This window comes from Mycolicibacterium vulneris (assembly GCF_002104765.1).
Taxonomy (GTDB): domain Bacteria; phylum Actinomycetota; class Actinomycetes; order Mycobacteriales; family Mycobacteriaceae; genus Mycobacterium; species Mycobacterium vulneris.
Window position 1 is genome coordinate 1 of the sequence record NZ_NCXM01000026.1, and the last position, 14,088, is coordinate 14,088.

Sequence of the window (14,088 nt, forward strand, 5' to 3'; positions counted from 1 at the left end):
GGGCGGGATGCCGGGGCGCGCGGACAGCCGAATCCCGAACGTGGGCCATCGCGGTTGTGCGTCCGGCCGGTCGAACAACTCGACCGGGAAGCCCGACAGCAGCCCGCCGTCCACCCACGCCGCGCCGCCGACTCGAACGGGCTCGAACACATAGGGAATGGCCGACGACGCGTGCACGGCGCGGGCGACCGGAAAGTCGTCGGGATCGATGCCATAGGTGCTGAGATCCCACGGGATTCGAACCAGCCGGCGCCGGGACAGGTCGCTGGCCGTCACCACCAGCGACCAAGCGAACTGTTCGGGCTCTTCGCCCGTGCGCAGATCGCCGAAAGTCCGCACGCCGAGATCGCCGAGCAGACCGGCAAGCAGTTGTTCAAGATACGCCCCGCGGTAGACACCGTCCGACGTCATCAGCGACAGTCCCCCGCCGATCAGCGGCACTCGCCCGATCAGACTGCGGTCCAGAAACTTCCGGTAGTCGATGGTGCGCATCACCTCGGCCAGCCGGCTCAGCGGCTCACCGGCCACCTGCAGCGCGGCGACCAGCGAGGCGACGATCGCTCCCGCACTGGTTCCCGCGACGCGTGGAAATCGGTAGCCGGCCTGGGCGAGGGCATCGACCGCACCAACCAGTCCGATGCCCCGGACGCCACCGCCTTCGCACACCAAGTCTGCACGGTTTATACTCACGCCAATCCCCCTAACCGGATCGAGATGGGGTTCAACAGATTCGGCGGCCATCCACACCGAAGAAGTGCAGGTGCCCGGGTTCCGGATGCAGACGTACCCTGCTGCCTTTCTGCGGTGGGTTGCGCCCGTCGGCCCGCGCGACGACGGGCGCGCCGATTACCTTGCCGGAGCCGGTGATTCGCCCATACAGGTAGGCGTCGGCGCCCAGCTCCTCCACCACGTCGACCTCCATCTCGACACCGAGGCCACCCAGCTCGAAATGTTCGGGACGGACCCCCACCACGACCTCACCCGCGCTGCTGGCGATCTCTCGCGGCAGAGTTATGGGCCAATCACCTAGCGAAACGGCTGAATCCACGATGGGGAGGGTGAACAGGTTCATCGCCGGCGACCCGATGAAGCCCGCCACGAAGACGTTGTCCGGGTTCCGGTAGAGCTCGCGGGGTGGTGCAAACTGCTGCAGCACCCCGTCGCGCAGGACGGCAACGCGGTCGCCCATGGTCATGGCCTCGACCTGGTCGTGGGTGACGTAGACGGTGGTGGTGCCCAGCCGCCGTTGTAACGCGGCGATCTGGTTACGCGTCTGAACCCGGAGTTTGGCGTCGAGATTGGACAGCGGTTCGTCCATCAGGAACACGTGCGGCCGGCGCACGATCGCGCGGCCCATCGCCACGCGCTGGCGTTGCCCACCGGAAAGGTCCTTCGGCTTGCGATCGAGGTAGGGCTGCAGGTCAAGGAGTTTCGCCGCATCCAACACCCGCTCACGAATCTGGTTCTTCGGCGTCTTGGCGATCTTCATGGCAAAGCCCATGTTCTGGGCCACCGTCATGTGCGGGTAGAGCGCATAGTTCTGAAAGACCATCGCGACGTCACGATCCTTGGGGTCGACGTTGGTCACGTCGCGGTCGCCGATCCGAATATGCCCTGAGTCCACAACTTCCAGCCCGGCCACCATGCGCAGCGACGTGGTCTTGCCGCAGCCGGACGGTCCGACCAGGACGACGAATTCGCCGTCGCCCACCACGAGGTCCAGGTTGTCCAGGGCCGGGCGCTCGGCTCCCGGGTAGCGCCGCGTTGCTTGCTCGAATGTCACCGAGGCCATGGCTAGCCGCCCATTCCGGTGACAGCGATTCCGCGAACAAAGGAGCGTTGCGCGATGGCGTAGATGATGACCAGGGGCAGCATGATAAGCATCGAGGTTGCCATCAGAACCGGCCACCGGGCAACATATTCGCCCTTCATCCTGACCAGGCCCAGGGTCAGGGTGGCCAGGCTGCTGCGCTGAATCATCAGCAGTGGCCACAGGAAATCGTTCCAGACGTTGACCCAGGTGAGCACGGCGAGCACCATCACCGCCGGTCGTGCGTGGGGCAGCAGGATTCGCCAATAGACCTGCCAGGGCGTACAACCGTCGAGTATCGCGGCCTCCTCCAGATCGGTGGGCAGGGTGCGGAAGAACTGCCGCATCAGATACGTGCCGAATGCGCTGCCGAAGAAACCCGGTGCGATCATCGCCCACGGCGTGTCGACCCAGCCCAGGGTCCGCATCACCAGGAATTGCGGGATCACGGTCACCGTCAAGGGCACCATCAGCGTGCCGAGATACACGATGAACAGCGCATCGCGGCCGCGGAAATCCAGTCGCGCGAAGGCATATCCGGCCAGTGAGCAAAAGAAGACATGCCCCGCGGTGACGCACCCCGCGTACAGCACGGTGTTGAAGAACATCCGCCCGAACGGCATCAGCGCGAACACCTCGGTGTAGTTGGACCACCGCGGGTGGGCCGGCAGCAGGGTGGGCTCGCTGACCTCGCCTTCCGTTTTCAACGAACCCGACACCGCCCACGCGATCGGGAACAGCGCACACCAGGCGACGCCGAGTAGCGCGCCATAGACGATGGCGCCGCGCACCACGGTGTGCCTGATGACGCCCTCACTTAAGGCCACGCGATGTCTCCAAAGATCGTCGATGGCTGACGCGCAACTGCACTACGGTCAGCACCAGCAAGACGGCGAACATCACCCACGCCAACGCGGAGGCGTATCCGAATTCGAGGAACGAGAACGCATGCTGGAACAGCATGATGCCCAGGACGTAGGTCGCCGATTCCGGCCCGCCGCTGGGGCCGTTGAGCACATAGACCATGTCAAACGCCTGAAAGGCGTGGATGACCGAGATGATGATCACGAACGATATCGACCCGCGGATCAATGGAACGGTGATGGAGACGAATTGCCTTATCTCGCTGGCGCCGTCGATCTTGGCCGCCTCGTAGACCGTTCCCGGTACGCCTTGCATTGCGGCCAGCAGAACGACTGTGGCGAAGGGCACGCTGCGCCAGACGCTGACGATGCACAGCGAGGCCATGGCCCAGTGGGGGTCGACCAACCACGGCACCGGGCCGAGCCCGACCCAGCCGAGCATGATGTTGAGCAGGCCGTTGTCGGTGTTGAAGACGAACTGCCACACCACCGCCATGACGACCGACGAGATGGCCAGCGGCAGAAAGACAATCGTTCGGAAGATGCCGATGCCCCGGACCTTCTGGTTCAGCACGCCCGCGACGGCCAGGCTGATGAGGACAGTCGGCACCACCGTTCCGAGGGTGAAGATCACCGTGTTGCGGATCGCGATCAGGAAGAGCGGGTCGGAGGTGAAGAGGTCTGAAAAGTTCCTCAGGCCCACAAACTTTGGCGGGGTGAACACATCCCACTGCTGAAAACTCATGTACAGCGAGAAGCCAAGCGGAAAGAGCATGAACACGGCGACCGCCACCATGTTGGGGGCGACGAACAACCGGCCCGCCCAGGCGTGCCGGCGCCATGGGCTCGGATCGTCCGGCGCCTCCCGCGTCGCCCTCCCGGCCGGGGCGGTCGCGCCAGGTGCGTCCATTGAGGTCATGGGCTGCGCAGCACTTCGTCGACGGAGCGGGACAACCCGCTCAAGGACGTAGCCGGCTGGCGGCCCCGCAGGACGGGCCCAAAGTTGCGGTCCATCAAGGCATTGACCTTCTCCCATGCCGGCGTGATCGGCAAGCCCTGCGAAAAGGCCGGCCCTTCGGTGAGCACGCTGAGATTGCCGAGCCGTCGATGGGCCTTGGCGAATCCGTCCGATCGCAGCGCCGACCGCAGCACCGGAACGAACAGGCAGGATTCACCGATCAAGGCTTGCCCGATGGGCCCGGTCGCGAACTTCACGAATTCCCACGCCTGCTCCTTGCGGGGGCTGCTCGCCGAGATGGCCAGTCCGGTGGCGCCGATATCGGAACACGCGGCGTGGCCCTTTCCCAGCGCCGGACCGACGGGCAACGGGGCGACATCGAAATCAAGGTCCTCGGCGCGGATGTAGGTCTGGTAACGCCAATGTCCGCCGAGCGCGATCGCCGCCCGCCCCACCGCAAATAGGTTGGGCGTCGACATCGACTGCGTCTCAGATGCGTTCGGCGCAACCCGGTATTTGTTGGACAGATCGGCGTAGAACTGCACCGCTTCCTGGAACGCCGCCTTGTCGAAGTTGAAGTGGGTCGGGTTCAGCCGCGGGTTGGACCAGGCGACACCGTTGTTCATCGCGAACAGGCCGGCCGAGTAATAGGAACCCCAGGTGTTGACGAAACCGTACCGCGCGGCCCGCCCGGATGCGTCACGCTTGGTCAGCGCGCGCGCTGCGTCCACGAATTCGGTGAAATCCCAAGGCTGTTCCCAAGTCTTGGGTGGTGCGGGCACCCCGGCTTCGGCGAAGTGCCGCTTGTTATAGAACATGTAGTTGCCCGACCACTGTTCGGGCAGCGCGTACTGCTTGTCGTTGAAGGTGAAGGTTTCGTACAGCGCCGGGATGCTGTCCGCCTTGAGCTGGTCGGCAAACGTCTTGTCGCGTGCCAACAGCGTGTTCATGTCCAGCAGCACACCGCGGTCGGCGAGTTCGGCGTAGGACAGTTCCCACGCCATCAGCACGTCGGGGCATTTCCCGCCGACACAAAACGTCGAAAGCTGTTGCATGACGCCCGGACCGGACTGCACCGGCCGAACCTTGATATCGGGATGGCGCCGGGCAAACTCGTCGACGATGCGCATCCTGGCGTCACGCTCGTCCGGGTTGGCCGCAAAAAAGAACGTCAGGGCGTCGTCGTCGTCGGAAGCGCACCCGGCCGGCCACGGTGCCAGCGCAGCCGCGGAAAGCGCGCCGGCACCCCGCAGCAGGTTGCGCCGTCCGAACGGCTTATCGAGCATGGCTCTCCCGGTCTTGCCCCGTAGCCGGTTTCCCGGCCGACTGTGTCTGACGTACTTGGTACCCGATCAGGTTGTGATGTTCCTGGATCGGCCACCGCGGCAGCGTCAGCGCGGCCCGGCGGATTCGCTCGGCGTTGTTGGTGATGTCGATCGTGTGAATGCGATCGTCGGCGCCGACGCCGATCACCAGCAGGACCTGAGCGCGCCCGCGGGCGGCGAGCACGATGCCCGGTGCCCCGTCGATGAGCATGACAGCACCGGCGCGCGCCCGCTGAGCGAACCGGCGAGTCTCCTCGGCGACCCGGCGGGCGCCGCGCAACGTGGTTGGCACGTCCGCCGGAACGAGGGCCGGATCGACCGTGCGCACCACCTCGGGAGCGAGCAGCTCGAGCAGACCGGCGATGTCACCGCCGCGCGAGGCCGCCAGAAACGCCTCGATCACCTGCAGGTGGTCGAGGGTGCGGCGGGGCGGGGCGGCCGGGTCGGCGTGCAGGCGCCCACGCGCCCTGCTGGCCAGCTTCTTGGTGGCCGCCGGTGACCGATCCATCAGCCCGGCGATCTGCTCGAACGGCATGGCGAAGACGTCGTGCAGCACGAACGCAACACGCTGCGCCGGGGACAGCCGGTCGAGGACGACGAGCAGGGCACTGCTCACCGACTCCGCCAGCAGTGCGTCCTCGTCGGCCGCGGCCGACGCCGTCTGGGCCAGTCGGTCCAGTTCGTCGGTCCCGCCGAGCGGTTGCTCGGCGCGACGCTTGCGCACCCGAAGCTGGTCGAACGCCTCACGCGCGGTGATCGTGGTGAACCAGGCGGAGAGGTTGTCGACAGCATCGAAGTCCGCACGACTGGCCTTGAGCCACGCCGATTGCACGGCGTCGTCGGCGTCGGCCACCGAGCCCAGCAGCTGGAACGCGATGGACCTCAGGTGTCGTCGGTCGGCATCGAAACGCCGTGCCAGATCCGCCAAATCCTTAGTTGCGCTCATGGGTCACCTTTTTCGCACGGAAGTCGTCAAGAAGATGACCGCGTCCAACGGACTTCTCGTGGCAAAGGAGACAAGCACCATGACCTTATCGATTGTGCGCCGCGGCGCGCACTGCACGCATTCGACTCGCCGCTGCCGAAATCGCTGCGCGACAAGGGATTGATCCAGATGAGCACCGCACTTGTCGTGATCACGCTGATCACCGCCGCCATCACCGCCGCGATCGCCATCGCCGACTTCGTTCCGGCGCGATTCGTGCTGGCGAGCTCTGCCCAGGTCGGGGTCCCGCGGTCGCGGTTGCCTGCGCTGGGCGCAGTGAAGCTGGCCGGAGCCGTCGGGATCGTTGTCGGCCTGCTGGGCCTGCGGGATTTGGGCGTCGCTGCCGCCGCCGGCCTGGTTGTGTTTTTCGTCGCAGCGGTGGCGACGCACCTGAGGGCACGCGTTCTGTACAACATCGCGTTTCCCGGCGCGTTTTTGTGCCTGTCCGCGGCTTCGCTGGCGCTGATGGTGGTCCGGTGAGGCATCCGGGGGTCAGGCGGGAAAGTACCTGATCCGGTTGATCGCGTTGCCGCGCCAGGCCACATCGGCGAACACGATGGCACGCCCGTGACCCGAGTGGAGCGACACCGCGACGGTGGGGCCCGCGCTGTTCATCTTGGTCGCGCCGGCCCCGTCCAGTTGCTCCGCCAGCTCGACCAGTTCGAGTGGGTCGCGATCGCCCAAAGTTATCGCGGCATCCGAGCACAGCAGCCGTGCCGCGGAAAACGTGTCCTTCCGCGCAACTGCGTCGAGAAAGGTGGTCACCAGCCGCTGGTGACGCGCTCCCACCCGACGGAATCCGGTCATGAAACCGGCGGTCCCCCGCCAGCCTTGGTTGCTCACCAGCCCCCTGGACAGGTTCAGCGCGGGGCCCACCGCGCCGGAGCCGGAGCGCAGGAACTGCACCATCATGGCGGGAAGCTCCCAGTACGCGCGTAGTTCGCCAATCTTCCACTCGCCGTTGGTTTCTCGGAGGTCATAGCGCAGGAAGGCCGGAATGTACATCGTCACGGCCGAACCCATCGCCACCTCGAGCTCGAGGTCACGCAGTACCGCCGTGCCGACGACGATGTCGAGATCGCGATGGAACTTGATGTCACGCGGACCGATGAATGTGTCGTAGAAGCGGCCGATCTGCTCATGCCCCACGTGCGGTCGCGAGCCCACCGGGTCCTCGATCCGGCCGTCGCGGGTGAACAGTCCCACCCACCCGGCGCGATCATGGGCGGTCGCCGCCTGCGGCGAGCGTTCCACGGCGGCCAGCAGATGTTCCCGATCCAACGGCACCACCATTACGGCCCCCCGACCAACTCGATGCCGGCGGAGCGCATTTCCACCAGCGCCTCGGCAGCGGAATCCACGGCCGCGGCCGCGGTCAGGCCCAACAGCACCCTGGTGGTCAGGCCCGCCGCCGCCGCATCCTCGGCGGTTCGGCGGACGCAAAAGTCGGTGGCGATGCCGACCACGTCGACCTCGTCGACCCCTCGCCGCCGCAACCAATCAAGCAGCGTCGTCCCGTTCTCGGCGACGCCCTCGAAACCGCTGTAAGCCGCTGCGTGAGCGCCCTTGCGAAAGACCGCATCGATGCGCCGGATGTCCAGATCGGGCCGAAGATCCGCGCCCGCGCTTCCAGCGACGCAGTGCACTGGCCAGGAGGATGAAAAGTCCGGCCGGTCGGAGAAATGATCACCCGGGTCGATGTGGAAGTCCTGGGTGGCCACGACGTAGTGGTAGCCCGGGTCGCCGGACAGATAGTCGTTGATCGCGGGCGCCACCTCTGCGCCGCGGGCGGTGGGCACGGAGCCGCCCTGGCAGAAATCGTTTTGCACGTCGACGATGATCAACGCTCGCACGCGCTCCACCCTATCGGTGCGCACCTCTATGTCTATGCCGATCTAGCTGGGGATATCGACCCCACGGTTTGCTCAACAGGCAGCCGGGTAATACACCCGCCATGGTGCTCAGGAGAATCGCGCGACCCCTGTTATCAGTGGCTTTCATCGGGCAGGGAGTCAATTCACTGCTCAATCCCAAATCCGCGGCCGAGGCCGCGGCCCCGGCGGTGGACGGTCTTCAGGCGTTGCCGGATTCGGTGAGCAGCAGCATCCCCAGCGACCCCGAGACGGTCGCGCAGATCACCGCGGCCGTTCAAATCGGCGGCGGCCTGCTGCTTGCCACCGGTAAGCTCCCCCGCATCGCGTCGGCGGCGCTCGCGGTGACGGTGTTGCCGGCCAACCTTGGTACGCACTCGTTCTGGAACGAGAGCGACCCGGTGGTTAAAGCCCAGAAACGCCAACAATTTCTCACCGACCTCAGCCTCTTGGGCGGCCTGTTGATCGCCTCCGCCGACACCGCCGGTAAGCCCTCACTCGGGTGGCGTGGCCGGCGCGCGGCGGAACGGCTCTCCGAGCGCGTGTCGTCGGCGTGGCCCGGCTCTGACGACTCGGCCTTCGATGCAGATTTCTCCGAGCTGGGTGATCGGATCGCACACGGCTTGCAGATCGGCGCCGAGCGGGGCCGCGAACTGGCCAGCACCGCGGCCGAGCGTGGTGCGCCCTACGCCGAGGCCGCACTCGAACGCGGCCGCGAACTGGCCAGCACCGCGGCCGAGCGTGGCGCGCCGTTGGCGAAGAAGGCGCGCAAGCGTGGGGAGGAATGGGCAGACGAGGCCGCCGACCGCGCCGCGCACCTGGCCGAGAAGGCACGCAAGCGCAGCGAAGAGTTAGCCGACGAGGCCGCCGACCGGGCCGCGCCGCTGGCCAAGAAGGCCCGCAAACGTAGCGAGAAGCTGGCCAAGAAGGCCCGCAAGCGCAGTGAGAAGCTGGCCAGCACGGCGCGGGCGCGCGGCGAGGAGTTCGCCGAAACCGCCCGTCAGCGCGGCAGCGATCTGGCCGACACCGCGCGCGAGCGAGTCGGCAGTCAGGTCGACACCGGCCGCCGCAAGCTGTCCTGGTAGTCACGGGCGCGGGCAGCCCGGTTGAGTTAGTCGGGCCAGCGCGACCGCAGGTTCTCCGGCGCCCACGCCGGCCACTCCGGCGAGCCGATTGTCAGGCCGCCGCTGAGCCGGGCGACGATGCGCGGGCCGCGCAGTCGGCTGTTGTCGTAGACCGTCGCGAGGTCAGAAGAGGCGATGGCCTCGGCGACTGGCGTCCACAGCCGGCGGTGGCGCCCCCGGATCTTGGCTTCCGGCACGTCATGACCGCCGGCCCGCACGCGGTGCCGTACGCGTTCCACCGCAAGGTCTTCCGGGACGAGCAGCACATGCAGCACGACGGTGAAGCCCGCGCGGCGCGCGGTATGGATGAGGTCCAGCTTGGAGGGATGAGAAAACACCGTCTCGGCGATGAAGGACCGACCCAGTTCGATCAGCTTGGCGCGGGTGTCGGCGGCGATGCGCGCGGCGTCGTAGGCGTGCGAGGCCGGATCCTGCGGCCAGCGCTGCCGCGCGATCTCGTCGGCGTTGACCACGAGGCTTCCCGGCAACAGCGGCGCCAGGGTGAACGCGATGAACGTGGATTTACCGGCACCGTTCGGCCCGACTACCAGGTCAAGTCGATCCATCGGACCGCCGAACCGCCGACGATCGCCGGGTCAGCGCCCGCCCGCAAGCACCACCGCGGCGCCGTCGGGCCGATGCTCAACGATCTCGCCGTCGTCGTTGAGGGCCACCGTGGTGACCCCCTGCCCGGCCAGCGTCGCCCCGTAGTTGGTGCGCGCCAGGCTTTCTTCGATGGCCGCGGAGATCTCGGCGTTGAACACCACGCCCTCCTCGACGGTGAGCTCGCTGGTCGCGAGCTGGCCGGCAAGGGCGGCTTCCACCCGTCGCCGCGAGGCGGTGTGCTGGCTGGACACCGCCCGCCCGACCCGCGCCCAGTGGTCGAGTTGCTGCTTGGCCGAGCGGCTCTGCCGGGCACCCTCAGCCGCCGCGCTGTCCATCAGGTCGGATGCGACCCGGGTGACACGATCGAGAGCCTCGGCCATGGCTTCCTCCAATGCAACACTTCGTTACAAACTGTAGCATAATGCTACATGGTTGGGCAGGCCCCGGCTACCCGCGAGCCCGTACGACGGTATCCACGATGGCGTCGATGCCGGGGCCGACGTCGACGGTCATGCCGGCCTCGTCGGGACCGAGGGGCTCCAGGGTGTCCAGTTGCGAGCGCAGCAGCGCGGCCGGCATGAAGTGGTCGGTCCGGGTCGCCAGCCGGCCGCCGATCAGCTGGGCCGAACCCGAGAGGTGCAGGAACTCCACGCCCGGGCAGTGCGCGCGCAACTGGTCGCGATATTTCCGCTTCAGCGCCGAACAACTTACGACGCCGCCGTCGCGGTGGGCCGCCAACCAGTCGCCGACCCGTTCCAACCAGGGATAGCGATCGCCATCGTCGAGCGGTTCGCCGGCCGCCATCTTGGCGATGTTGGCGGCCGGGTGCATGGTGTCGGCGTCGACGAACGGGACCCGCAAGCGCTGCGCGAGCGCCGCCCCCACCGTGGACTTGCCCGATCCGGAGACGCCCATCACCACGACGGGGACCGATCCGTTCACCTACGTGTGGTCGCCGAGATTGCGGTTCCATTCCAGCCAACCCACACCGCTGCGCCCGTCGGCAGCGCTGATCGTGGCCCAGACGCGGGGGAACTGGCTGACCCGCCCGTCCGTCGCGACGAGCCGGACCGGCGCCTGACCGCGCACGTTCACGTCCGCAGTGATCTCCGCCGGCATGAGCCGCAAAGTTGCGTCGAGCGGTAACCCGTTGTCGGCGAACGACTCTCGCGAATCAACGGCCTGCAGTTCGGTGACCTTGCCGTCGGCACCCTGTTCGTAGCCGATGCTGAACGCGGGCGCCCCGGGAATCCGGATGTTCACGCCGTGCAGGTGGGTGCCGTCGTCCAGGTGCAGCGCGCTCCAGATCCAGTCCATGCCCCACCAATCGCGCACGCCCCAGGAGTGATCACGCTGCCCGGGAACGGATTTCATGCGGTAGCCGGTGTCGTCGATCGTGACGGTGCCCGACACGGTGCACGGAATTTCATAACGCGTCGTCAGCCCATACTTGTACGGCGTGCCGTCGGTGGCCCACACCAGGTTCATGGCCATCTCGACCGGCGTTCCGGGCTCCCCGCGCAACAACGCGGACGGATCGGCGTAGGCCTGGCCCCGCGCCCGCACGTCGACGCGGTAGCTCTGCAGCGGCACCTCGGCGGAATGGCCGAGATCGAAATCCTCGGTGCGCACCGCCCACGGGTCCGACGGCAGCGGTACCTGCGCATCGACGGCGACGGTCGGCATGTCGGGGCCGCACAACAGGACGTGCACCCAGGCGGTCTGCTCGTTGGCCACCCGGCCCAGACGGAACCAGCCGCCCAAACCCTGTGCCGCGTCGGCGAAGTCGGCGTACCAGCTCTCGCTCCACAGCGGTTCGGCGGTGGGATCGTGGGCGAGTTCGTCCTCGTCCGTGGGCCGCAACGGTTCGGACGCGACTGGTGCGGGCAACGTCGACAGCGCGCCCGTGTCGAGCACATGGTCGCAGTGCCGTTGCAGCATCGTCATGAACATCCGGTCGCCGCGGTCGGTGCGCTCGACCAGCATGGGCGAGACGATTGCCATCATCACCCCGAAGAAGCTCTGCCGGCGCACCCCGTCGGCGACGTCGGCCAGGGTGACCGGCGCCTGCGGACCCAGCGCGTCATGGTAGGCGCGCAGCAGCGCGTCGTAGTGCTGCCGACGGTCCTCAGTGGGCATCGCGCCACCGAGGAAGTAGGCCAGGTCGGTCAGGGCCGGACCCCAGGACACGGTCTGCCAATCGACCACCGTCAGTGCGCGATCGGCGCCATCGGTACCGAACAGCATGTTGTCCAGGCGGTAGTCGCCGTGCACCAGGCCTTGGAGGCGTCGCCGCTCGGGCGCCTCCCCTTCCTGAGCCAGGTAGCCGTCGAACGCGGCCACCAGGCGTTCGCACACCACGCGGTGCTCCGGCGCGATCTGGTCGCCGTAGCGGTCGACGAAACCGGCGTACAGCGGCGTGATCATGGCCTGGTTCAGCGGAGGCTCACGGTTGAGCCACGGCGCCTCGGCCAGCGAGGCGTCGCCGAGCAGCGGTCCGTGCAGCCGACCCAGTTCGACCGCCCCCAAGCGGGCCTGTTCGACTGTGGCGCCGGCGATTTCGTCGCCGACGACGGCCGGCCCGGCATCGCCCAGCAGCAGGTCGAACACGCCCGTCGAGGTGTCGACCGCCGCGTGGTAGCAGGGCGCGACGGGCCCACCCAGCCGCGGCGCGATGTCGCCGTAGAAGCGCACCTCCCGCTCGTAGAGCCCCAGCGCCAGCCCGGTCTGCCGGCTGATCGGGTCGGTGGCCGCGACCTTCAGCACCACCGACTCGGGTCCCTCCGAGGGCCCCTCGGCATAGCTGAGCCGGACGCGGTAGCACTCGCTCATCTGGCCGGTACCGATGCGTTCCACCGAGAAGTCGGCGATGGGTCCGGTGCCGACGACCGTGGCCAGCCAGGAGGCGGTGAGGTCACTGGGTCGTTCGATGACTTGCTCGGTCTCGGCATGCATGAGGGTTAGCGTGCCAGGTCATCGCGCCAGTGAGAAGCCGTCCCATGCCATTCGGCGATGCGGGTGCGGATCGAACTCGACGCGGGACTTGCGGTCGAAGACCATCACGGCCCGGTCGTCGGCGGTGTAGAGAGGCCAGTCCTCCCCCGGCACGCCGGTGCGGCTGAAGGCCCGCCAGCGCCGCTGCACCTGGTTGCTCACCCGCAACGCGGCGCGCCGGTCGGCCGCCGCGGTCAACAACGCGCCGAATCTGGTGCGGTAAACGTCGAAAACCGCGAGCAACTCGGTGGCATGGGTGGCTCCGAAACCGGACCAGCGCAGCGTGCGCGGCGCGTAGTCGTACCGGTAGAGGTACGTCGGCGCGTGCGTGCCGTGGGCCTCCGCAATCTGCCAGGCCGCCGACGCGAACGCGAAGTCGCCACCGAGCTGGATGCACGCCGCGCGCTCGGGATAGTCGGGATATGCGGCGGTAATGCGTTCGCGGACAGCGGGTTCCGCCTCGGCAAGCAGCTCCTCGACCATCGTCTCGTTGGTCGGCAACATCGCCAGGAACCGGGTGAACAACCGTCCCTCCTCGGCGTTCGTGCCCACGATCAGCGGGACCCGGTGGGCCTCGCCGTGCCGCATCGCCTCCACCGGATCCAGGGGCAGGATGTCGTCACCGAAGACGGGGCCGATCGGGAAGGCGCCCAGCCTGTTCCGCATGCCCTCGTCGATCAGTTGATGTTGGGTTTCCACCAGTTGGGCGGCGGACACCGACATCAGCGCGTTGGCCGCGTCCTGCCTGCGCACCCCGAGCAGGTTGGCAAAACGGTTGGCGAACTCCGCGGCAACCTCCCTCGACCGCACCAGTCCCGAGGCCGGGCTTTCCGAGATCGCCCGGGCGAAAAGGCCTTTGGCGGCGGGCACCGCCAGCAGTGAGGCGGTGATGCACGCGCCGGCGCTCTCGCCGAAGATGGTGACGTTGTCCGGGTCACCGCCGAATCCCGCGATGTTGTCGCGAATCCACTGCAGCGCCAGCACCAGGTCACGCAGGTACAGGTTGCTGTCGATAGTGATCTCCGGCGTCGACAGGGACGAGAAGTCAACGCACCCCAGCGCGCCCAGCCGGTAGTTCACCGATACATATACACATCCCCGGCGTGCCAGGGCGGCGCCGTCGTACAGCGGCGTCGCCGAGCTGCCCAGGAAATATCCGCCGCCGTGGATGAAGACCATGACGGGCAGCGGACCCTCGACGGCACCCTCGGGTGCCACAACGTTCAGGGTGAGGCAGTCCTCGCTCATCGGCTGGTAGCGGCCTCCCAAACCCGACATGCCGAGCAGGGTGTAGCGGCGCTGCTGGGGCGCGCAGTTGCCGAAGCCATGGCAGTGCCGAACACCCGACCACGGCTGGGCCGGCTGCGGCGCCCGGAAGCGCAGATTTCCCACCGGTGGACGGGCGTACGGAATCGACCGCCACCGAGTGACCCCGTCGCGGGTGAAGCCTTCGACGGTGCCGATAGCCGTGCGTGCGCGGACCGTGCGCTGATGCATAACCCGACGGTAACCGACATGACCGTCGTAACGCGCGCGCAGCGCCTTATTTGCC

At 67.4% G+C, this 14,088-nt stretch carries 15 protein-coding genes; 2 read left to right on the top strand and 13 right to left on the bottom strand.

Annotation, left to right across the window (positions count from 1 at the left end; all coding sequences use genetic code 11):
* From B8W69_RS21820 to B8W69_RS21845, 6 genes are all read right to left on the bottom strand, one after another.
* Positions 1-741, bottom strand: a 741-nt coding sequence (locus B8W69_RS21820; protein WP_110882021.1) for a patatin-like phospholipase family protein, incomplete at its 3' end; no start/stop codon positions are given.
* A complete protein-coding gene (locus tag B8W69_RS21825) occupies positions 722-1,792 on the bottom strand; it encodes an ABC transporter ATP-binding protein (protein WP_085291857.1) in 1,071 nt (356 codons plus the stop codon). The genes B8W69_RS21825 and B8W69_RS21820, both read right to left, overlap by 20 nt.
* 2 nt (positions 1,793-1,794) lie before the next feature.
* Complete coding sequence (locus tag B8W69_RS21830) at positions 1,795-2,637, bottom strand: carbohydrate ABC transporter permease (protein ID WP_085291858.1); 843 nt, start codon at positions 2,635-2,637, stop codon at positions 1,795-1,797.
* Positions 2,624-3,469: a carbohydrate ABC transporter permease gene (locus tag B8W69_RS21835; RefSeq protein WP_165762666.1), complete on the bottom strand. Its 846-nt coding sequence runs from the start codon at positions 3,467-3,469 to the stop codon at positions 2,624-2,626. Before B8W69_RS21835 ends, B8W69_RS21830 begins: the two co-directional genes overlap by 14 nt.
* Positions 3,470-3,588: 119 nt before the next feature.
* Positions 3,589-4,917: an ABC transporter substrate-binding protein gene (locus tag B8W69_RS21840; RefSeq protein WP_085291860.1), complete on the bottom strand. Its 1,329-nt coding sequence runs from the start codon at positions 4,915-4,917 to the stop codon at positions 3,589-3,591.
* Entirely contained in the window at positions 4,907-5,902 is a 996-nt protein-coding gene (locus B8W69_RS21845; protein WP_085291861.1) for a sigma-70 family RNA polymerase sigma factor, read from the bottom strand. Before B8W69_RS21845 ends, B8W69_RS21840 begins: the two co-directional genes overlap by 11 nt.
* A 168-nt stretch (positions 5,903-6,070) precedes the next feature.
* Between B8W69_RS21845 and B8W69_RS21850 the strand changes: the two genes are divergently transcribed.
* Complete coding sequence (locus B8W69_RS21850) at positions 6,071-6,421, top strand: DoxX family protein (protein ID WP_085291862.1); 351 nt, start codon at positions 6,071-6,073, stop codon at positions 6,419-6,421.
* 12 nt (positions 6,422-6,433) lie between these two features.
* Here B8W69_RS21850 and B8W69_RS21855 read toward each other — a convergent pair whose 3' ends face one another.
* Together B8W69_RS21855 and pncA are read right to left on the bottom strand one after the other, a co-directional pair.
* A complete protein-coding gene (locus tag B8W69_RS21855) occupies positions 6,434-7,234 on the bottom strand; it encodes a ketosteroid isomerase family protein (protein ID WP_085291863.1) in 801 nt (266 codons plus the stop codon).
* Positions 7,234-7,794, bottom strand: a complete 561-nt coding sequence (gene pncA / locus B8W69_RS21860) for a pyrazinamidase PncA (protein ID WP_085291921.1) — start codon at positions 7,792-7,794, stop codon at positions 7,234-7,236. The genes B8W69_RS21855 and pncA overlap by 1 nt, the downstream gene beginning before the upstream one ends.
* A gap of 101 nt (positions 7,795-7,895) precedes the next feature.
* Here pncA and B8W69_RS21865 point away from each other — a divergent pair, with 101 nt between their 5' ends.
* Positions 7,896-8,897, top strand: coding sequence for a DoxX family protein (locus tag B8W69_RS21865; RefSeq protein ID WP_085291864.1), 1,002 nt, complete (start codon positions 7,896-7,898; stop codon positions 8,895-8,897).
* Positions 8,898-8,923: 26 nt separating this feature from the next.
* On the opposite strand, the gene B8W69_RS21870 is transcribed toward B8W69_RS21865, so the two are convergent.
* From B8W69_RS21870 to B8W69_RS21890, 5 genes are all read right to left on the bottom strand, one after another.
* Positions 8,924-9,502 carry an ATPase gene (locus B8W69_RS21870; protein ID WP_085291865.1) on the bottom strand — a complete coding sequence of 193 codons (579 nt, stop codon included), beginning with the start codon at positions 9,500-9,502 and terminating at the stop codon, positions 8,924-8,926.
* A gap of 30 nt (positions 9,503-9,532) precedes the next feature.
* Positions 9,533-9,922: a TA system antitoxin ParD family protein gene (locus B8W69_RS21875; protein ID WP_044485838.1), complete on the bottom strand. Its 390-nt coding sequence runs from the start codon at positions 9,920-9,922 to the stop codon at positions 9,533-9,535.
* 67 nt (positions 9,923-9,989) lie between these two features.
* Positions 9,990-10,484: a gluconokinase gene (locus B8W69_RS21880; protein ID WP_085291866.1), complete on the bottom strand. Its 495-nt coding sequence runs from the start codon at positions 10,482-10,484 to the stop codon at positions 9,990-9,992.
* Positions 10,485-12,497 (bottom strand): DUF7064 domain-containing protein, encoded by a 2,013-nt coding sequence (locus B8W69_RS21885; protein ID WP_085291867.1) that lies wholly within the window; start codon positions 12,495-12,497, stop codon positions 10,485-10,487.
* Positions 12,498-12,515: 18 nt separating this feature from the next.
* Complete coding sequence (locus tag B8W69_RS21890) at positions 12,516-14,033, bottom strand: carboxylesterase/lipase family protein (RefSeq protein WP_085291868.1); 1,518 nt, start codon at positions 14,031-14,033, stop codon at positions 12,516-12,518.
* Positions 14,034-14,088 lie beyond the last annotated feature (55 nt).